Source organism: Actinomadura geliboluensis, from assembly GCF_043197915.1.
Classification (GTDB): Bacteria; Actinomycetota; Actinomycetes; order Streptosporangiales; family Streptosporangiaceae; genus Spirillospora; species Spirillospora geliboluensis.
The window spans coordinates 515,077-534,892 of record NZ_JBICUA010000002.1; the positions used below are offsets into that span (position 1 = coordinate 515,077).

At 72.8% G+C, this 19,816-nt stretch carries 15 protein-coding genes and 1 riboswitch; of the genes, 8 read left to right on the forward strand and 7 right to left on the reverse strand.

The window, feature by feature from the left end; translation table 11 throughout:
- The first annotated feature begins 178 nt into the window (after positions 1–178).
- Genes ACGFI1_RS07915 through ACGFI1_RS07940 form a run of 6 tightly spaced genes read left to right on the forward strand, consistent with a single transcriptional unit; the run spans position 179 to position 7,976 of the window.
- Positions 179–2,668 (forward strand): ATP-binding protein, encoded by a 2,490-nt coding sequence (locus ACGFI1_RS07915; RefSeq protein WP_138636887.1) that lies wholly within the window; start codon positions 179–181, stop codon positions 2,666–2,668.
- Complete coding sequence (locus ACGFI1_RS07920) at positions 2,665–5,067, forward strand: type IV secretion system protein (RefSeq protein ID WP_392784028.1); 2,403 nt, start codon at positions 2,665–2,667, stop codon at positions 5,065–5,067. Before ACGFI1_RS07915 ends, ACGFI1_RS07920 begins: the two co-directional genes overlap by 4 nt.
- Positions 5,067–5,705: a hypothetical protein gene (locus tag ACGFI1_RS07925; protein WP_392784030.1), complete on the forward strand. Its 639-nt coding sequence runs from the start codon at positions 5,067–5,069 to the stop codon at positions 5,703–5,705. The genes ACGFI1_RS07920 and ACGFI1_RS07925 overlap by 1 nt, the downstream gene beginning before the upstream one ends.
- Positions 5,702–6,766 carry a C40 family peptidase gene (locus tag ACGFI1_RS07930; protein WP_392784032.1) on the forward strand — a complete coding sequence of 355 codons (1,065 nt, stop codon included), beginning with the start codon at positions 5,702–5,704 and terminating at the stop codon, positions 6,764–6,766. Before ACGFI1_RS07925 ends, ACGFI1_RS07930 begins: the two co-directional genes overlap by 4 nt.
- 56 nt (positions 6,767–6,822) lie before the next feature.
- Entirely contained in the window at positions 6,823–7,584 is a 762-nt protein-coding gene (locus ACGFI1_RS07935; RefSeq protein ID WP_392784034.1) for a Mut7-C RNAse domain-containing protein, read from the forward strand.
- A gap of 5 nt (positions 7,585–7,589) precedes the next feature.
- The gene (locus tag ACGFI1_RS07940) at positions 7,590–7,976 is read left to right on the forward strand and encodes a (deoxy)nucleoside triphosphate pyrophosphohydrolase (protein ID WP_392784560.1); all 387 of its coding nucleotides are present in this window, start codon (positions 7,590–7,592) and stop codon (positions 7,974–7,976) included.
- 488 nt (positions 7,977–8,464) lie between these two features.
- Here ACGFI1_RS07940 and ACGFI1_RS07945 read toward each other — a convergent pair whose 3' ends face one another.
- On the reverse strand, positions 8,465–9,478 hold the full coding sequence (locus ACGFI1_RS07945) for a C40 family peptidase (RefSeq protein ID WP_301175223.1): 1,014 nt from the start codon (positions 9,476–9,478) through the stop codon (positions 8,465–8,467).
- Between the two features lie 7 nt (positions 9,479–9,485).
- A riboswitch (cyclic di-AMP (ydaO/yuaA leader) is annotated at positions 9,486–9,630 on the reverse strand.
- 192 nt (positions 9,631–9,822) lie between these two features.
- On the opposite strand from ACGFI1_RS07945, the gene typA reads away from it, so the two are divergent.
- Positions 9,823–11,676 (forward strand): translational GTPase TypA, encoded by a 1,854-nt coding sequence (typA, locus tag ACGFI1_RS07950; protein ID WP_392784036.1) that lies wholly within the window; start codon positions 9,823–9,825, stop codon positions 11,674–11,676.
- Positions 11,677–11,755: 79 nt separating this feature from the next.
- Here typA and ACGFI1_RS07955 read toward each other — a convergent pair whose 3' ends face one another.
- Entirely contained in the window at positions 11,756–12,148 is a 393-nt protein-coding gene (locus ACGFI1_RS07955) for an FHA domain-containing protein (protein ID WP_067632796.1), read from the reverse strand.
- 42 nt (positions 12,149–12,190) lie between these two features.
- Here ACGFI1_RS07955 and ACGFI1_RS07960 point away from each other — a divergent pair, with 42 nt between their 5' ends.
- Positions 12,191–13,207 carry a hypothetical protein gene (locus ACGFI1_RS07960; protein ID WP_392784575.1) on the forward strand — a complete coding sequence of 339 codons (1,017 nt, stop codon included), beginning with the start codon at positions 12,191–12,193 and terminating at the stop codon, positions 13,205–13,207.
- Here the strand turns inward: ACGFI1_RS07960 and ACGFI1_RS07965 are convergent.
- Genes ACGFI1_RS07965 through ACGFI1_RS07985 form a run of 5 tightly spaced genes read right to left on the reverse strand, consistent with a single transcriptional unit; the run spans position 13,111 to position 19,782 of the window.
- Positions 13,111–13,860, reverse strand: a complete 750-nt coding sequence (locus ACGFI1_RS07965) for a 4Fe-4S single cluster domain-containing protein (protein ID WP_138636895.1) — start codon at positions 13,858–13,860, stop codon at positions 13,111–13,113. The genes ACGFI1_RS07960 and ACGFI1_RS07965 overlap by 97 nt on opposite strands.
- On the reverse strand, positions 13,857–15,764 hold the full coding sequence (locus ACGFI1_RS07970; RefSeq protein ID WP_138636896.1) for an AAA family ATPase: 1,908 nt from the start codon (positions 15,762–15,764) through the stop codon (positions 13,857–13,859). Before ACGFI1_RS07970 ends, ACGFI1_RS07965 begins: the two co-directional genes overlap by 4 nt.
- A 41-nt stretch (positions 15,765–15,805) precedes the next feature.
- Entirely contained in the window at positions 15,806–16,936 is a 1,131-nt protein-coding gene (locus ACGFI1_RS07975) for a response regulator receiver protein (protein ID WP_392784037.1), read from the reverse strand.
- Positions 16,933–19,293 carry a protein kinase domain-containing protein gene (locus ACGFI1_RS07980; RefSeq protein WP_392784039.1) on the reverse strand — a complete coding sequence of 787 codons (2,361 nt, stop codon included), beginning with the start codon at positions 19,291–19,293 and terminating at the stop codon, positions 16,933–16,935. Before ACGFI1_RS07980 ends, ACGFI1_RS07975 begins: the two co-directional genes overlap by 4 nt.
- A gap of 12 nt (positions 19,294–19,305) precedes the next feature.
- Positions 19,306–19,782, reverse strand: a complete 477-nt coding sequence (locus ACGFI1_RS07985; RefSeq protein ID WP_392784041.1) for a DUF4282 domain-containing protein — start codon at positions 19,780–19,782, stop codon at positions 19,306–19,308.
- Between the last annotated feature and the right edge of the window lie 34 nt (positions 19,783–19,816).

The following is a 19,816-nucleotide window of genomic DNA, read 5'->3' on the forward strand; positions in this document are numbered from 1 at the left end:
CCCTGGCGGACGGGCTTGACGTTCATGACCGTCCGGACCGTGAACACTCTCCCGGGCAGCCCTGCACGGCCGCCCGGGCGCCGGGAGAATCAGTGAGTGCTCCTCGTCCGGGACGGCGTGCGCGCGGCGGTCCGGCCGAGCGGCGCGCACCGGTCGGGGCCGAGGGCGGGAGGACGGCATGAGCAAGTCCAGCCGGCTGGCCGTCCGGTACTTCGACGACCGGGTGCTGTTCACCGACAGCGCCGCCTGGGCGTACTTCCGGCTCCCCACGGTGTCGTACGAGTTCACCACCGGGGAGGAGCGCGAGGCGCTCGCCACGAACATCACGATCGCGCTCGCGGGCATCCGGATGCAGGACGCCGAGATCCACCTGCGGATCGCGCACCGGACGTACCCGGCGGCCGAGTGGGCGCTCGCCCTGGACCGGACGTCGGACGGCGGGCCCGGATGGCGGGAGTACCTGGAGGAGACCTACGCGCACGTGTGGGCGAAGGACTTCTGGACCAAGGAGGTCTACCTCGGGGTGCGGCTCGGGCCGCGCGGGATGGGCGCGCAGCTGTCCGGCGGCGTCCTCGCGCAGCTGCTCGGGTTCTACAAGCGCAGCGAGAGCGTCCTCGGCGTGCACGACGACGCGATCGACAAGAAGGAGATCGCGCGCTGGACGGAGCAGGCCGAACGGGTCGGGCGCGCGCTCGGCGGGTCCGCCCTGTACGCCAGGCACGCCACCTCGACGGAGGTCGCGTGGCTGTTCCAGCACGCGGTCACGGGGTCGCTGGCGGATCCGCCGCCGTCCGCCGTCCCGCGCCGGACATGGGGCAAGGGCGAGATCGAATCGCTGGTCGAGGGCGCCATCCACAACGGCCGCTCCTACCTGCGGATCGAGCAGCCGAACTTCACGGGCGCGGGCGGGGGCGCGACGGCCGCGTCGTACGTCGCGTACCTGTCGTTCGCCCGGTTCCCCGACATGATGCCGTTCCCGGACGGAGAGCCCTGGTTCCACTACTCCGACTCGCTGCCGTTCCCCGTCGAGATCAGCGCGCGGATGAAGCTGATCCCGCCGGCGAAGGCGTCCAAGGACGTCTCCCGCAAGCTCGCGCACGCCCGCGACATGGACCAGCACATCCGGGAGGCGGGCGCGGAGGCGCCGATCGCGCTCGCCGAGCAGATCGACGCGGCCCGGATGCTGGAGCACGGCATCACCAAGGAGCGGCTGCCGTTCGTGTACGGCTGGCACCGGCTGATCGTGTCCGCGCCGACCGAGGAGCTGCTCGCCCAGCGGGTGGACGCGGTCGTCGAGCACTACCGCGACATCGGCATCGACGTCGTCAACTCGACCGGCGACCAGTTCTCGCTGTTCCTGGAGTCGCTGCCCGGCGACCAGATCCGGCTGAACGCCTACGCGCAGCGGCAGCCGCTGCGGACGATCGCGGGCGGCATGCCGGTCGCGACCGTCGACCTCGGCGACCGGCCGGACGACGAGCAGGAGGGCTGGATCGGCCCCTACATCGGCGAGACGCTCGGCCGGGCCCGGTCCATCGTGCACTTCGACCCGCTCGTCGCGGCGGCCCGCAACCGGCCGACCGCGGTCGCGATCACGGGTGAGCCGGGCGGCGGCAAGACGACGCTGGCGCTGCTGCTGATCTACCAGATGGCGCTGCGCGGCGTGACGATCGCGGCGATCGACCCGAAGGGCGACGCCGAGTCGCTCGTCGAGCTGCTGAAGGCGCGCGGGCGCAAGGCGCGCATCCTGCCGCTCGGCTCGGCGGCGCCCGGCCTGCTCGACCCGTTCTCGTTCGGCGACGACCTCGCCACGATGAAGACGATGGCGACCGAGACGCTGCGGCTGCTGCTGCCGCGGATGTCGGAGGAGCGCGAGTCCGCGATGATCCAGGCGGTCGGCGCGGTCGCCAACGCGGAGCGGCCGTCGCTCGGGCGCGTCGTCGACCATCTGGAGGCCGCGGCCGACCCGGCGTCCAAGAACCTCGGCGCGGTGCTCCGGTCGATGTCGGAGATGCGGCTCGCGCGGCTGTGCTTCGACCCGTCCGGCGGGGAGCGCATCGACACCGAGGGCTGGACGACCGTGTTCACGCTCGGCGGCCTGACGCTGCCCGACGTCGCCATCTCGCGGGAGGACTACTCCTACGAGCAGCGGCTTTCGGTGGCGCTGATGTACCTCGTGTCGCAGTTCGCGCGGCGGCTCATGCACGGCCTCGACCGGCGGCTGCCGAAGGCGATCTTCCTGGACGAGGCGTGGGCGATCACCTCGACGCCCGAGGGCGCGAAGCTGGTGCCGGAGGTGTCCCGCATGGGACGCTCCCGGAACACCGCCCTGATCCTGGTCTCCCAGAACGCGGGGGACCTGCTGAACGAACAGGTGACGAACTGCCTGTCGTCGGTGTTCTCGTTCCGTTCCACCGAACGGGTCGAGGTCGGCAACGTCATGTCGCTGCTCGGCGTCGAGGCGTCCGACGAGCACAAGGCCGTGCTGCGCAACCTCGGCAACGGCGAATGCATCTTCCGTGACCTCGACGGCCGAGCGGGGCGCATCGGCGTCGACCTGATCTCCGAGGAACTGCAGCGTTGGCTGGACACCAACCCGACCCGGTCCCGTCCGGGCACGTCCGAACTCACCGCCGCGGGGGCCGAGGCCGAGGAGGTCACCCGATGAGGAGTCCCCGCCACGGGACGGCGCGCCTGCAGCGTTCGCCCGGCGAAGGGCTCGACCGCGCCGTCCTCGACCGCCCCGGCCGCCGCCGGCGCCGTCCGCGCGCCCGCCGCTCCGCGGTGGTGCTGCTCCTGATGGCGCTCTTCACGGTCGGGCTGTCCCCGATGGCGGGCGCCAACCCGATCTTCCCGTCGCCCAACGACGCGTGCCGTCCCGCGGACAACCCGCCCCCCGAGCAGTACGGGTCGGGGACGGACGGCATGATCAAGCCGCCCGACTACCCGAACGAGAAGCTGCAGAAGACACCGGTCGAGCAGCTGACCTACTACGACCGGTACGGCACGGCAGGCCAGACCTGGTACGCGGTCGACATGGGCTGCTCGGACGGCATGGCGCTGATGGGCAACGCCCTCGCCAACACCACGTTCACCATCGTCCGGGCCATCGACCGGACGACGATCAGCGTCTACCAGGCGGCGGCGTCCGACTCGCTGCTCGGCTGGCTGAAGGACACCGTCGACGGCGTCATCAGCAACATCGGCAAGACGTTCAACGCGCGGTACTGGTCGTGGGTGGTCATCCTCGGCGCGATGTGGCTCGCGTGGTGGGGGCTGGTCCGCAAGCGGGCCAGCAAGGTCACCGAGGGCGTGATCTGGATGGTCGCCGCGATGGTGGCGCTCGTCTGGCTGATCGCGCGTCCGGCGGACTTCACCACGCTCGGGACGAAGACGTCCGAGGCGACCAGCGCCGCCTTCAACGCGGCACTGCCCCAGAGCGACACCAAGGGCGGGACCTGTATACCGAGGCCGGACGGCAAGCCCGATCCGGCGACCTCCCAGAACCTCGACGCGACGACGCGCAACGCCAACGGGCTGTGGGTGGCGCTGGTCTGCAAGCCGTGGCTGCAGGGCGAGTTCGGCACGACCGACCCCAACGCGAAGATCGTCAAGGAGAACGCCGACAAGCTGCTGTGGTCGCAGGCCGTCGACCTGCCGGAGACGTACGGCGGCAACAAGGTCGACCTCGGCAAGAAGGCCGACGCCTACAAGGACGTCACGAAGAACATCAAGGACAACTACCCGCAGTCCTATTCGCTGTTCCAGGGCAAGAACTGGCAGAACCGGCTCGCGGTCGCGTTCGGGGGGCTGTTCGCGGCACTGGTCGCCGGGCTCCTCATCATGGTCATCGCGATCGCGCTGATCGTCGTGAAGATCGCGTTCCTGCTGCTGCTCGTCGCCGGGCCGATCTTCCTCGGGATCGGGATACATCCGGGCATCGGACGGGTCATCGCCGTCCGATGGCTGGAACTCCTGCTGTCGATGCTGCTGAAACAGGCGGCGCTGATCGGTGTGCTGTCGCTGCTGCTGTGGGCGTACAGCCTGATCCTCGGCGAGACGCTGCCGTGGGGCCTGCAGGTGCTGCTCATCGCGCTGGTGACGTTCGCGGCGTTCATCTACCGCAAACCGTTCCAGCACCTGTTCTCGGCGGTCGGGTACTCGGCCGTCGGGTCGCGGGAGAAGAGCGAGGCGCAGCTCAACAAGTCGGTCACGGAGGCGCGCCGCAGCACCACCGGCGTCGCGGCCGCCGTCGTGCCGGGCGCGGCCGGGTACCGGCTGGGCAAGTGGGCGAAGCGCGAGGCGACGTCCGAGGCCGTCGCCGGGGCGCAGGGCGATGCCGCGACCGGCACCGCGGTCGCCGTCGCCGACCGGCGGACGGGTGCGGGTGCGGGCGAGGGCCCGTCGCCGGAGGAGGCACCGGTGCTCGCGGCGAAGCCGCGCGGCGCGGGCGGGGCCATCGCGGCCTCGCAGGGACGCTCCCGGCGCGGCGCGCCGCCGCTGAACCTGCCGACCCGCGCGGGCGCGCTCGGCGACCGCACGGCGGACGGCGGCGGGAACTCGGGCGGCGTCTCCGCCGCGAAGCCCGGAGCCGGCGCGGCGGCGGGCGGCGGGAAGCCGTCGTCCGGCACGGGCCCCGGCACGGGCACGGTCCGGCCGACCTCCTGGTCGGGACGCGGCGGCAGTGGCGGCGGCGTCAGCGGTGGCGGCGGTAACGGCGGCTCGGGCGGCGGCAGCGGTTCCGGTGGGGGCGGCGGCTGGTTCGCCGGCGCCGGACGCGGCCGCTCCGGCGGCGGTTCCAACGGCGGCAGCGGCGGCTCCGGCGGTTCGGGCGGCGGCTCCGGCGGCTCCGGGGGCGGCGCGCCCGCGGCGAACATCCCGCGGCAGCGCGGCGCCGGTGCCGGCGACGGCGGCTCGAACGGTGCGCCGCCGGCCCAGGGCCCGGGCGGGCGGCAGCAGCCGCCGCCGCTGTGGGGCGGCCGGCGCGGCTCCGGGGAGGGTCCGCCGATCCCGTTCTGGCTGCGCCCGGTGGACCGTCCGTCAGGTGAGGCGGATCGGGACGAGTGATGAACCTGAACGACCGCCGGCGCAAGCTTCTCTTCGCGGGGCTCGTGGTGGCGCTCGCCGCCGTCGGCATCTACCTGACGGTCGCGGCGCCCGAGCACGGCGACGACCGGCCGGAGGCGCGTCCGAGCGCGACGCCAACGGCCGGTCCGCCCGGCCCGCAGTCCCCGCCGCCCGGCATCCAGAACGCCGTTAACCCGGGCGATTTCGACATCTACCGGCTGCTGCCGTTCTCCCGGCAGGAGTTCGCCACGGCGGCGGACATGGCCCAGCGCTTCGTCGCCGCCTACGAGACGTACCGCTACGACGAGACCCCCGACGCCTACATGGGGCGCCTGGCCGGCTTGACCACCGACGACCTGCGGCAGCGCCTCGGCCGGGACGCGGGCACGCCCGGCCTCCTGGAGGAGCGCCGCCGCGAGCAGGTCGTCGCGCAGGGGTCGGCGACCATCGACCAGGTCCGCAACATCGAGGACAACTCGCTCATCTTCCTCGTGACGGGCCGGCAGCAGCTCACCAAGGGCGGCAAGCGGAGCAGCGAGAGCAGGCAGTACGCGGTGACGGTCGCGCGGGACGGCGGGTCGCTGAAGGTGTACTCCTTCCAGCCGGCCGGCACCGGTCAGGCGGGTGACACCGGATGAGCCCGCGCCGGTTGCTGCTCGTCGGCGCGCTCGGCGTCGCCGCGACCCTGTTCGTCGCGCTGGTGTTCGTTCCGATCCTGTTCGGCGCCAGCCAGTTCATGTTCGGCGGCGGGGTCGGCGGCGGTGACTGCGTGGACGTCGCCGGCGCCGACGCGCAGCCCGTCGCGGCGAACGACGCGAAGGCCGTCCCGGCGAACTACCTGAAGCTCTACCAGGAGGCCGGCAAGAAGTACGGCATCCCGTGGAACGTCCTGGCGGGCATCGGCAAGGTCGAGACCGACCACGGCCGGTCGACGCTGCCCGGCGTCAGCAGCGGGGAGAACTACGCGGGCGCCGGCGGGCCGATGCAGTTCCTGAAGCCGACGTTCGACGCGTTCGGCGTCGACGGGAACAAGGACGGCCGCAAGGACCGCTACGACCCGGCCGACGCGATCCCCTCCGCGGCCGCCTACCTCAAGCACAACGGCGCCCCGCAGCGGATGCGGACCGCGATCTTCCAGTACAACCACTCGTCCGACTACGTGGACCTCGTCCTCGACTGGGCGAAGCGCTACGTCGGCGGCGACTTCAAGGTCGTCCAGGCGAACGGCGTCAACTGCGAGGACAACGAGCTCCCCGCCAACGTCGGCGCGCTGGTCCAGAAGATCATCGAGTTCGCGATGGCGCAGCGCGGCAAGCCGTACGTGTTCGGCGCGAACGGCCCGGACGCCTGGGACTGCTCCAGCCTCCTCCAGGCCGCCTACCGGCAGGCCGGGCTGGACATCCCGCGCACCACGTTCGAGCAGTGGCCGTTCGGCGTGCGGATCTCCAAGGGCAAGGAGCAGCCCGGCGACCTGGTGTTCTTCGACTCCGGCCCGGGGACGTCGGCGAACAATCCCGGCCATGTCGGGATGGTCATCGGCAAGGGCAAGATGATTGTGGCGAGCTGCTCGACGTGCGTGCCCGCGATCGGCGTGAAGTCCTACAAGCGGTCGGACTGGGTCGGCGTGACCCGCCCGCTCGCGCGGCCCGACTTCAAGAAGAAGGTCGCCGAACTCGCCGCCCCCCGGCCCGGCGGCTGACCGGCGGCGCGCCTCGCCGAGCAATAATCCGAGGAACACCACCGGGCTCGCGTGGCATGCTGATCGGCGTGGAGCCCGAGATAACGATCCGAGTCGCCGACGAGCTGCTGATGTTCCTGCCCGCCGCCCGCAGGCAGACCGCGACCCGGGTGCCCTCCGATGGGACGTCCACGCTGGGGCACCTCGTCGAGTCGCTCGGCGTGCCGCTGCCCGAGGCCGGGCCGATCACCGTCAACGGCGCGCCGGCGGAGCCGTCCGCCCGGCCGGAGCCCGGCGACGAGGTGCGGGTGGCGGCGGTGCCGCGCCCCCAGCCCGTCCCGCTGGAGCCGGGCCAGGACGCGCCGCGCTTCCTGCTGGACGTGCACCTCGGCACGCTCGCGCGCCGGATGCGCCTCATCGGCCTCGACACCGCCTACCACAACGACATGGACGATCCGGCGCTGGTCGTCCAGGCCAACGCCGAGCGCCGCGTCCTGCTCACCCAGGACCGGGGCCTGCTGCGCCGCCGCGCGCTGTGGTTCGGCGCCTACGTCCGCGGCGCCCGCCCGGACGACCAACTCCGCGACCTCCTCGACCGGTTCGCGCCCGTCCTCCGGCCGTGGACGCGGTGCACCGCCTGCAACGGCGAGCTGGTCCCGGTCGACAAGACCGAGGTCGAGGACGGCCTGGAGGCGGGGACGCGCCGCAGCTACGACGTCTACGGCCGCTGCGCGGACTGCGGCCAGGTCTACTGGCGCGGCGCGCACGGCGATCATCTGGAGGAGATCGTCCGGGAATCGACGCGGCAGGTCGAGGCCGCCGCGACGGAGAGGAGCTGATCGCGATCGACCTCGTGGTGGTGGGCGCGGCGATCATCGCGGACGGCCGGCTGCTGACCGCGCAGCGGGCCGAGCCGCCGCACATGGCGGGCGGCTGGGAGCTGCCCGGCGGCAAGGTCGACCCGGGGGAGTCCGACGAGGACGCCCTGGTCCGCGAGTGCGCCGAGGAACTGGCGGTCAAGGTCCGCCTGGGCCGCCGCATCGGCACCGACTGGCGCCTCAGCGACAAGGCCGTCCTGCGCGTCTGGACCGCCGAGATCATCGAGGGCACCCCCCAGCCCCTGGAACACCTGGCCCTCCGCTGGCTGACCCCTCACGAGCTCTACGACGTCGACTGGCTCCCAGGCGACCGCCCAGTAATAGACGCCATCGCAGACGCCCACCTGATCTAACCCCCCACACCGCGCGCCCCGCCCAGCCTCTCCAAGTTGCTCACCTGGGCCTTTGCCAGTAAATGCCGCTCGCGCCGCGAACCACAATGATCGCCCGCGAAGCCGGGTTCAAAGCGAAAGCGAGAAGCCACCGGTGCCGCGAGCCGCAAGGCGAGCGAAAGCGCGCGCCGGGGGAAGCCTGTCTCGACGACCTCAGCCCCAGCCGCACCACGCGCGAACCCTGAGGTACACGTCCGTAAGCCCAGCTTGCGACAAGGGTCACGTTGCGATCGCGTGCGAAGCCAGGTTCAAGCGAAGCGAGAACCTGATCGCGCAGCGAGCCGCAAGGCGAGCCGGAGCGATGCAGCGATCGCCGGTTTGCCCGTGGAAGGAAGGCGCCCCAGCGCCTGACGCCGAGGGCAAAACAATAAACCCGCCGGGGGCTTCCTACCGCGCCGCAGGAAGCCCCCGACGACCGAGGGGGCCGCGTTTCGCGGCCCGGAGGGGGGTCAGGAGATGCGGTTGGCGCCCGCGTAGTCGGAGCGGTCCGACAGCTTGGAGATCTTCACCACATCGCCGGTGCGCGGGGCGTGCAGGTACTTGCCGCCGCTGAGGTAGATGCCCATGTGGTGGAGGTTGCCGCCGAAGTAGACCAGGTCGCCGGAGCGCAGCTGGGACCGGGGGACCTTGGTGCCGAGCTGGTAGAGGTCGCCGGTGTAGTGCGGCAGGCCGGGCTTGCCGACCTGGGCGTAGGCCCAGACGACGAGGCCGGAGCAGTCGAAGCTGCTCGGTCCGGCGGCGGCCCACACGTAGGGGGAGCCGAGCTTGCCGTAGGCCTTGCGGGCCATCTTGGCGGGCAGGTCGGAGCCCTTGATGGTGGCGGTGAGGCCGGTGCGGGGGTCGCTGGCGTGCGTGGTGGACAGCTTGTCGAGGCGCTTCATCACCTCGGTGACCTTGGCCTTCGCCTCGGCGCGCGCCTTCTTGGCGTCCTCCCAGGCCTTCTTGACCTGGGCGGTCTTGGCCTTCGCGTCGCGTTCGGCGGCTTCGGCCCGGTCGATCTGCTTCTGCAGGGCCCGGACGGCGTGCGCCTGGTTCTGCACGAGGTAGGCGCTGTCGGACAGCCCGTCGGGGGAGCCGGTGGCGCCGAACAGCGCGTCGGGGGAGCCGGCGATGTAGTTGGCGGCGGCCATCCGGCCGAGGCGTTCGCGGGCGGGCGCGGCCTGGGTCCGGAGGGTCTGCGCGGTCGTGGTGGCGGCCTGCTCGGCCTTCTGTGCGGCCTTCAGGTCGACGCGGGTCTTGTTGTACTTCTCGGTGAGGATCTCGGCCTCTTCGTTCAGCGCGTCGAGGCTCTTGCGCAGGCCCTTCTCCGTCGTCGGAGTCGGGCTCGGCGTCGCCGCGGCGGCGAGCCCGAGCGGTGCGGCGTGCGCGGCGACGGGCGCGGTGGCGCCGAGGCCGACCAGGAGCAGGGCTGCCGCGGTGGCGGTGGGCGTGACGCGCCGCCGCCGGTGGGGGTCCGGTGCCAAGCCGGTGCTCTCCTCTCCACGCACGCCTACCGGGTTAGCTGACGGGTTCGGGCCAGGAGTCGCCCTACGGCGCGCGTGTCGCGCGCCGATTCACCCCGGGGGTGTGGGTCCCCGGTTCTCCCGCCGGGCGGGAGATTCGGCGTTCCGGTCGCAGCCCCGGGGGGTGGGACTCCGGACGACCGGATCTCGGGAAGATTACAAAGGATCGGCAAAGTTGGCCAATCGGGCGGGCGCGCGGCCCGGTGCGGCCCGCTCGGGAATGCGGGAGGGGCCGCGGAGCGTAGAATGGAGTGCTGCCGTGTTTCTGCGGCGACTCTCCTGAAACCTCACGCAAGGTAACCCGCATGCCCATCTCCACGCGCGACGACCTCCGGAACGTCGCGATCGTCGCCCACGTCGACCACGGAAAGACGACGCTGGTCGACGCCATGCTCTGGCAGTCCGGGGCCTTCCGCGAGAACCAGGACGTCGACGACCGGGTCATGGACTCCAACGACCTGGAGCGCGAGAAGGGCATCACCATTCTCGCGAAGAACACCGCGGTCAAGCACAACGGGCTGACGATCAACATCATCGACACCCCGGGCCACGCCGACTTCGGCGGCGAGGTCGAGCGCGGGCTGTCCATGGTGGACGGCGTCGTCCTGCTGGTGGACGCCAGCGAGGGCCCGCTCCCGCAGACCCGGTTCGTGCTGCGCAAGGCCCTCGCCGCGCGGCTCCCGGTGATCCTGGTGGTGAACAAGACCGACCGTCCCGACGCCCGCATCGACGAGGTCGTGGACGAGACCTACGAGCTGTTCATGGACCTCGACGCCGACGAGGACCAGATCGACTTCCCGATCGTGTACGCGTCGGGCCGGGCGGGGCGCGCCTCGCTCGACAAGCCCGCCGACGGCAGCATGCCCGGCAGCGACGACCTGGAGCCGCTGTTCAAGGTCATCACCGAGACGATCCCGGCGCCGTCCTACGACCCGGACGCACCGCTCCAGGCGCATGTGACGAACCTGGACGCCTCCAGCTACCTCGGCCGGATCGCGCTGTGCCGGATGCACGCCGGGACGATCAAGAAGGGCCAGCCGGTCGCCTGGTGCCGCCACGACGGCAGCATCGAGCGGGTCAAGATCACCGAGCTGCTGATGACGGACGCGCTCACCCGCAAGCCCGCCGAGGAGGCCGGGCCGGGCGACATCATCGCGATCGCCGGCATCCCGGACATCATGATCGGCGACACCATCGCCGACCCGGACGACCCGCGCCCGCTGCCGCTGATCACGGTGGACGAGCCGGCGATCTCGATGACGATCGGCACCAACACCGGGCCGATGGCGGGCCGCGAGAAGGGCACCAAGGTCACCGCGCGCATGGTCAAGGACCGCCTCGACCGCGAGCTGGTCGGCAACGTGTCGCTCAAGGTGCTGCCGACCGAGCGGCCGGACGCGTGGGAGGTGCAGGGCCGCGGCGAGCTGGCCCTCGCGATCCTCGTGGAGAACATGCGCCGCGAGGGCTACGAGCTGACCGTCGGCAAGCCGCAGGTCGTCACCCGCGAGATCGACGGCAAGCGGCACGAGCCGGTCGAGCGGCTCACCGTCGACATCCCCGAGGAGCACCTCGGCGCGGTCACGCAGCTGATGGCGGTCCGCAAGGGCCGCATGGAGCAGATGACCAACCACGGCACCGGCTGGGTGCGGATGGAGTTCCTCGTCCCGGCCCGCGGCCTGATCGGGTTCCGCACCGAGTTCATGACGGAGACGCGCGGCACCGGCATGGCGCACCACGTGTTCGAGGGCTACGAGCCGTGGTTCGGTGAGCTGCGCACCCGCCCGTCGGGGTCGCTGGTCGCCGACCGCGCCGGCGCCGCCACCGCGTACGCGATCACGAACCTGCAGGAGCGCGGCACGTTCTTCGTCGGGCCGACCACCGAGGTGTACGAGGGCATGATCGTCGGCGAGAACTCCCGCGCCGACGACATGGACGTCAACATCACCAAGGAGAAGAAGCTCACGAACATGCGGTCGTCCACCGGCGACGAGCTGGAGCGGCTCACCCCGCCCCGCCTCCTGTCGCTGGAGGAGGCGCTGGAGTTCTGCCGCGAGGACGAGTGCGTCGAGGTGACGCCGGCGAACGTCCGCATCCGCAAGGTCGTGCTGGACGCCAAGGAGCGCGAGCGCATGCGCGCCCGCACCAAGCGCGCCGGCTGAGACCGGCCCGCCCCGTAGTGCGAAAGAGGGCGGCCCCGCGGTTCCGAGAACCGCGGGGCCGCCCTTCTTCGTGCTCAGCTCACTTCAGCTGGACGGTCCCGGTGACGTCGGCGGCCAGGCGGAGCTGGTCGCCGTCGCGCAGGGGCGCCTCCACGCCGCGGGGCAGCCGCTCGCCGTTGACGAACGTCCCGTTGGTGGAGCCCTCGTCCCGCACCCAGGCGGTGCCTGACGGGTCGAGCCAGACCGTCGAGTGGCGCCGCGACACGTTGTCGTACTGCGTGAACGTGGCCGCCACCGGCGACTGCCCGGCGTCCCGGCCGAGCACGAGGTGCTGGCCGACGGACACCTTCAGCTCGCCCGTGGGGAACTGCACCCGCAGGACGGGCGTGCCCTGCTTCGGCAGGGGCCGCAGGCACGAGTCGCATTGCGCGGCGCCCGGGTTGCTCAGCACCGCCTCGCAGTACGGGCACATGAACGCCGTGCTGTCGGGGGCGGGGGGACGCTGGCCCTGGTCGTGCGGCAGCAGCGTCGCCTCGCGGCCGTGCGGCGGCAGCGGCGGCTGGCCCCCGTGCTGGGGACCGCCGTGCTGGGGACCACCGTGCTGGGGACCACCGTGCTGGGGACCACCGTGCGGGGGGCCGCCGTGCTGAGGGCCGCCGAGGGGCGGCTGCCCGTGCGGCTGCGGCGGCGGGCCGAACTGGTGGTCGGCCGGCTGCGGGGCGCCGTACTGGTCCTGCTGCGGTGCGCCGCCGTACTGGTCCTGCGGAGCCCCGTACTGGTCTTGCGGGGCACCGTATTGGTCCTGCTGGGGCGCGCCGTACTGGTCCGGCTGAGGGGCGCCGTACTGGTCTTGCTGGGGGGCGCCGTACTGGCCCTGAGGAGCGCCGTACTGGTCCTGCGGGGGCTGGTACTGCGGCTCGCGCTGCTGCTGGTACTGGTCGGACGGCGGCTGCGGCGCGCCCCACTGGTCCTGCGGCTGCTGCGGCTGCTGGGGCATGCCCCACGGGTCCGCGGGCTGCTGCCCGGGAGCCTGGCCCCCGTGCGGCGGGCCGCCCTGGTGGGGGCCTCCCTGCTGCGGAGCGCCGTGCTGCGGCTGCCCGTACTGGCCGGGCGACTGCTGCTGCCCGGGCGGCGGACCCCACTGGTCCGGCTGCGGCGGCTGCGGCGGGCCCCACTGGTCGGGCTGCTGCCCGGGCGGCGGGCCCGGCTGGTGCTGCGGGGACTGCTGCCCGTACGGATCGTGCGGCTGCGGCGCGCCGTACTGCGGCTGGCCGTGCTGCGGGCCGCCGCCGTACTGGCCGCCCTGCGGCTGCTGGTCGTCGTACCCGCCCGGCCCCTGCCGGTGGGCGCCGCCTCCGCCGCGCGCCAGATTGGCCCCGCAGTTCATGCAGAGCAGGTCGCCCTGCTGGTGCGGCTCACCGCAGACAGGACAGTTCAAGGTCGCCATGACACATCCCCCGAGCGCACCCCGGCGCGGTCGAGCCTCGACGTCAGGTGCTCCATGTCACCCCTTCGCGGGATCCCGATGTAGTACACCCGCCTTCCCTCCGGCCCTTCGTCCACGGACACCTGCACTCGGGGCCCTGTTCCTTCTCCAGTGTTCCCGACGTCGGCCAGTGCCCCGTACCGCCGCCGTCCGAGCGGAGACAGCGGGACGACGCGCTGGTTCGCCGACCCCCTCCAGAGTAGGGAGCCGTCGCCGGAGTGTCGCCCCCCCGGATTGAGCCGATCGACGTACGGTCCGGTGATCACCGCGTCGCACATGTCGAGGATCTCGCGCGTCTCACCGCCTCGGCAGAGCCGAGAGTAGACATATCCGCTGTATACCAATATGTCCAATGCAATCGTCTCACGGTCGAGGGTGTCCCGCCACGCGTGGATACCGCGCAGCAGGGCCCCCAGCGCGGCCGGCTGCTGGAACGGCTCACCACCGGAGATGGTGACGCCGTCGACCGGTCCGGGCAGGGACGCGAGCCATCCTAAAACGGTCTCGACGGGCACCGCGCGCCGCGGGTCGGCGTCCCAGGTGTCCCTCGACAGGCAGCCGTGACAGTGCAGCGTGCAGCCCTGCGTCCAGATGCCCGCGCGGATTCCGGGGCCGAGTGTGGTCACGGGATAGTGCGCCTTGGCGAGCAGGAGCGTCTCGCCGGCGCCACCCGCGCCGGCGCCGCCGTCCCCGGTCACTGGAGGTCCAGGTGGACGATGCTTCCCTCGCGCCGGATCGCCGTCACGGTGACCTTCTCGTCCGGCACGAGTTCCCGGTCGAACAGCGCGCGCGCCAGCGGGTTGACGAAATGCGACTCCAGCGCCATGCCGATACCGCGCCCGCCCTTGTCCAGCTCCTCGGTGCACCATTCACGGAGCGTCGTCAGAGCCTCGCCCTTGACGGCCAGGGAGAGGCGGTGCTCCTCGGTGACCCGGCGGCAGATGTTCGCGAATTGCAGGTCGAAGATCTTGTGCGCGGCCTCGGCGGAGATGAAGTCGAACACCACGATGTTGTCGCCGAACCGGTTGAGCAGCTCCGGCCGGTTGAGCACCTCGGTGAAATGGTCGGCGACCGCGCCCTTGATGCGCTGCTCGACCTCGTCGTACGACATCCCGGGTGTGATGTTCTGCACACGGTCGGCCGAGGCGAGGGGGAACGCGTCCCGGGTCGTGAGGTCCCGCCCCGGGACGTACATCCCGAGGTTCGAGGTGAAGATCAGGATCGACTCGGAGAAGTGCACGGTGTTGCCGCGGCCGTCGGTGAGCCGGCCGTCCTCCAGGATCTGCAGGAACTTGTCCAGGATCCGCGGGTGCGCCTTCTCGATCTCGTCGAACAGGATGACCCGGAACGGGTCCTCGCGGACGGCGTTGGTCAGCTCGCCGCCCGCCTCGTGCCCGACATAGCCGGGCGGCGACCCGATCAGCCGGTCGCCGGACCCCTCGCCGGAGAACTCGCTCATGTCGAAGCGCAGGTAGGCGGACTCGTCCCCGAACACCAGCTCGGTGATCGACTTCGCCAGCTCCGTCTTGCCGGTGCCGGTCGGGCCGGCGAAGAACAGCACGCCGCGCGGCCGGCTGCCGGACCGGGTCGCCTGCGCCCCCGACAGGCCCAGCACCGCCCGTTTCAGTATGTCGAGGGTCTTGGTGACGGCCTGCGGCTGCCCGATCACCCGCTCCGGGACGCGCTTCTCGCCCTCCAGCACCCGGCGGCGCAGATGGCCGCGGCTCCACGGGTTGTCGAGCACGCCGAGCTTGTAGGTGCGCACCGCGTCCGGCAGGTCGGTGAGGCCGACGCCCCGCTCCTTCGCCAGCCGCGTCACCTCGATCATCGACTGCAGGGTCAGCCCGTCGGCCTGCTCGGCGAACGCGTCGCAGGCCGCCGCCGCGGCCTCGTCCGCCCCGATGTCGGTGACCCCGAACGCGCGGGCCAGCAGCCGCGCCGTCTCCTGCCGGTCGCCGAGGTGCGGCCGCGGGATCGTGATCTCGCGGATGTTCTCGTTGTCGGCGGTCAGCCACGGCGGCAGGTCGCCGGGCCGCTCCACCAGCCACAGGATCGGGTTGTAGAGCGGCTTCGGGCGCGGCCCCGACACCCGGACCGGCCGCGCACCGCGCGACAGCTTCGCGCAGAACCGGAAGAAGTCGCGCTCGGCGGGCTCCAGGTCGGTGGGCGTGCGGGCGATCCGGGACGCCGAGTCGATCACGAACGCGGCGCGGACGTCCTCCTTCGGCCGGGCCACCGCCGCCAGGTACCGGGTCAGACCCTCCAGCGACGGCTTGTCGTCCGCCTTGATCTTGCCGAGCAGCCGCTCGGCGGCGCGCATCGAGTCCTCGTCGCCGTCGCCGGGAATGATCTGCAGCCCGTCCACCGGGTCGTAGACGGCCATGAAGGACGCGCCGCTGGAGCGCAGCGCCTCCCACAGCAGGGCGCGCAGCGGGAGCAGCCCCGTCGGCGCGCCGCCCTCCGCCGGCGGCGTGAGGAAGCTGTCGTACAGGTTCCCCGACAGGACGTACTGGGAGTGCACGGAGAGGGTCGCGTCGAGCTCGCGGATGAACGGCGGCCAGCCCTGCAGCCGGCCGCCGAGAGTCGGCGAATCAATGCTCATGTTCTGGTGCGCCCCCACTCCGTTCCAGGCCCCCGGACATCTCAGGTATGACGCTCGCGGTGGCGCTCGCGTTGCCCGGCTCGCCCCCTAGTCTGCCGTGACCGCGCCGAAACCGGCAGCTCACGCACCCCGGGCTCCAGCCGCCACGCCACCTCGGAGCGGATCCCCGCGTCCGCCAGCCGGGCCCGCGCCGCCTCGAACGCCGCGCACCACTCCTCCTCGCGCTCGACGTCCAGCCGCCGGTCGTCCTCGCTCTCGGCGGGCCGCTCGCGCACCATCGACGCGCGGACGTGCGCCGCGTCGTCGACCCGCATCCGGACGCTGTGGTCGGGCCAGGCGCCCTTCGTCAGCGTCACGGTGCCGTCCTCGGCGGTCAGCGTCTCGAACCCGGCGTGGACCTCGTACCCCATGTCCTCGAACGCGGCGGTGATCGAGTCGAGGACGTACCGGCGCTCCGCCTCGGCCTGCGCGGCGGCGTCGCGTTCGGCGGCCAGGCGCCGCTCCTCGGCCCGCAGCTCCTCCGTGCGGCGGTTGGCGGCCTGGATCCGGAGCCGGACCTCCTGCAGGACGCCCTCGGCCTCCTCGGCCGTCCCGGCCCCGGCGAGCAGCGCCGCCGCCTCCGCCACGGCCCGCCGCTCGGCGTCCGCGGCGTCCGGCAGCAGCCGCGCCATGATCCTTTCGAGGTTCCGCCGGACGTCGTCGCCGGTGGCGGGCGGCGGCGCGCTTGGCGCGGCGTCGGTCGCCAGGCCCTCGGCGGGGGCCGCGAAGATCTGGGTGCTGACCTGCGCGGCCAGATGCTCGGACAGGTGCCGCTCGGCCTCGTCCAAGGCCCGGTCAGTGGCCGCGCACCACGCGGTCAGCTCCGCGGTGCTCTGGTGCTCGTTCGGCACTAGCTGCTCGGGCAGCGGCACCTCCGCGCCGAGCTTCGCGCGGGTCTCGGCGAGCGCGGCGATGCGCGCGTTGCGCTCCACGACCTCGCGCAGCGCGCGCTCCTGCGACTCGACCTCGGCGAGCGCCGCCGCCCGCGCCTCGGCCCGCCCGGCGGCCAGCGCGGCGAGCGCCTCCGCGCCCCGCCCGGCCAGCCCGGCGCCGCGCCCGAGCACCCGGTTCATGCCGAGGCTGAGGACGACGGCCGCGTCCAGCGCGATGTCCGCGTCGATCCCGCTGCTCACGAAGCTCCTCCTGCGATGGTGCGTGCCTGCCGCCAGCGGTGCAGCCGGACCCCCGCCGCCACGGCGTGCGCGGCGGGGCCGGCGATGAGGACCATGAGCCACAGCAGGCTCGCGACGGACGTCAGCGCCGCGAGCAGGAGCAGCAGGAGGAGCAGCGGCACCGTCGCCGCGAGCAGCAGCAGACCGCAGCCGCGCCGCCCGGTCTGCCGCGCGGCGCCCGACATCGTCTGGGACGCCTTCGAGAGCCCACGGCCGCTCGCCCCCAGGACGCCCGACACCATCGCCCACGGCCCGTGGGGGAGGTAGTCGCCGCCCTGCGCGCGCGCCAGGAGCACTTCGCTGCAGCACTGCACCGCCCAGGCGAGGACCGACACGACGGCCAGCGCGCCGAAGGAGATGCCGGCAGACGAGCCGTGCAGGCCGACGGACGTGGTGCCGTCGTCGGAGCTCCCACCGGAGAGCGAACCGATCACCCAGCTGCCCGCCAGCCAGAAGAGCAATACGGGCAGCGTCCATAGGACGGCCTTGGCCGTGGCTGCATTGCGTCCTGCGAGACGCTGCCGTTCCCGCTCTGCCCACTGCGCCTTGAGCGCCTCGTTCCGCTGCTCGGCGGTGTACCGGTCGCGCGTCCGGGACTCGCTCTCCGCGACGGCCTCGGGGGCGGCGCGCGTCACCGCGAGGAGACGCAGCGGATCGTCGCCCGCGCCGTCCGCGATCCAGGTGAACCACGGCGCCGGATCCGTCACCGCCGCGCGCGCCCGCGCCGCGCCCTCCGCGATCAGCCGGTGCGCCTCCGCCGGACGCGCCGCCAGCGCGAGCAGCGTCAGCAGCATGGCGGGCGGTTCCTCCGCCTCGGCGTCCGGCAGCCGCCGCGCGGCCCCTGCCGGTGTGGCCTCCTGCTCGCGCAGCCAGCGGACGAGGTCGTTCCACGCCGCGACATGGGCGCGCCACTGGTCGTCGACCCGCGCCAGCTCCGCCGCGCCCTCGAAGCCGGCGCACACCGGGAGCAGGCGGTGCTCCCACAGCGCCCGGCCGATGAGGCAGGCGGTGCGGTGGTCGCGGTGGCGGGGGTCGCCGGCCAGTGCGGCGAGGCCCGGCAGGTCGTCGGCGGTCACCCGGCGGCCGAGGAAGTGCGGGGGGAGCGCCGGATCCAGCCACCGCACCAGGTGCAGCAGCTTCACGTCCGGCGGCAGGCGCGTCATGAGGTAGCCGTCGACCAGATCGATGCGGCTGTCGTCCGGTGCGTCCGCGAGCCACTCGCGCAGGCTCCGCCACGCCTCGCCCGACTCGCCGCGTCCGAAGAAGTACTGCGCGGCGTGATCCCAGTTCTCGACGAGCGCGCGCGCCAGCTCGTCCCTGCGCGTGTAGCGGCGGCCCTTGAAGGGGAGGCCGTCGCCCGGTTCGGTCTGCGCGCTCTCCTCGGCGACCGGCGGCGAGGCCCCGTCCAGCCACTCCTGTACCTGCGTGCCCGTCCACCTCTTGCGCGGATCCCGGGTCAGCAGCCCGCGGCACAGCAGACGCAGTCTCGGGTCGGGGACATCGTCGGCGCTGACGGGACGCGTGGCCAGATGGTCGACCACCACGGTCTCGCTCAGCCCCTGGAACGGTGCCCGCCCCGTCGCGACCTCCTTGACGATCATGCCGAGCGACCACCAGTCGCGGGCCGGCGACACCTGCCCCGACAGCGACTCCGGGGCCGCGTAGGCGAGCGTCCGCGACGACGACGCGAACACCACGCTCTGGTCGAGGACCTTGCTCAGCCCGAAGTCGGCGATCGCCAGCCGCAGCGGCTCGACCCCCAGCACGAGGACGTTCTCGGGCTTGAGGTCACGGTGCACGATCCCGGCCCGGTGCAGCGCCGTGAGGCCCGCCGCGAGCTGCGCCGCCACATCGGCGGCGGCGTCGCCGGGCAGCGGCCCCGCCTGCATCAGCGCCCTTAGGTTGCCGTCCGGGACGTACGGGGTGATCTCGTAGTCGCGCCCGTCCGCGTGCCCGGTCTCCAGGATCCGCAGGACGTGCGGCGAGTCCAGCGCGGGCAGCTTCGCCCACACGTCCCGGTCGGCGCGGTAGCCGCGGCGGAAGATCTTCACCACGTACTCGTCGCCGGCGCCGTCCCGCACGAGCAGCAGGTCGGACTCGGCGCCCTGCACGGGCAGCTCCGCCACCGTCGCGTACCGCTCGCCGAGCACCGCCGGCAGCCGCATCAGCGACTTGCCGGCCGCCGCCCCGTCCCGCCGCGTCTCGCCCGGCGGCCGCGGCCCGGGCACCCGCGCGTCGTCGCGCCGCGTCGCCCCGGCGTCCCGCCGCGTCTCACCCGGCGCACCGCCGCCGGGGCCCGCCCCGTCGAACTCGCCCACCAGCCGTCCCGTCTAGACCTTGTCCTTGATGACCCGGAGATACTCGGCCTGCTTGAACCGCACCACCACCGCCTCCATGAAGATGCGGACGAGCAGCATCTGCACCAGCCAGAGCACCGGCGTCGCGACGATGAGGATGAGCCCGCCCAGCCAGAACTCCGTGGAGACCAGCACCCAGAGGCCGAACAGGAGGATGCCGAGACATTCCAGGGAGATCAGCAGCAACGACAGGACATAGGACGTCTTGGCGAGCTTCGGGGTCACCAGGGCGTTGAAATCGGTGTCCAGGAGCGCGCCCAGCAGGCCCTTCTCACCGGATTCGGCCGGGGCCCACGGCTGCGGGGCCGCGCCGGGGACGCCGGGCGCCGGCTGGCGCGGGCCGGGGACGGGCGCCGGCTGCTGCGGACCGGGCGGTGGACCGTACGGTCCCCCCGGCGGGCCGGGGGCCTGCGAGCGCGGTGGGTGACCGGGGTCCGAAGGATTCGTCATTCGCCGTCGTCTCCAGTGTGGGGCCTACAGACAG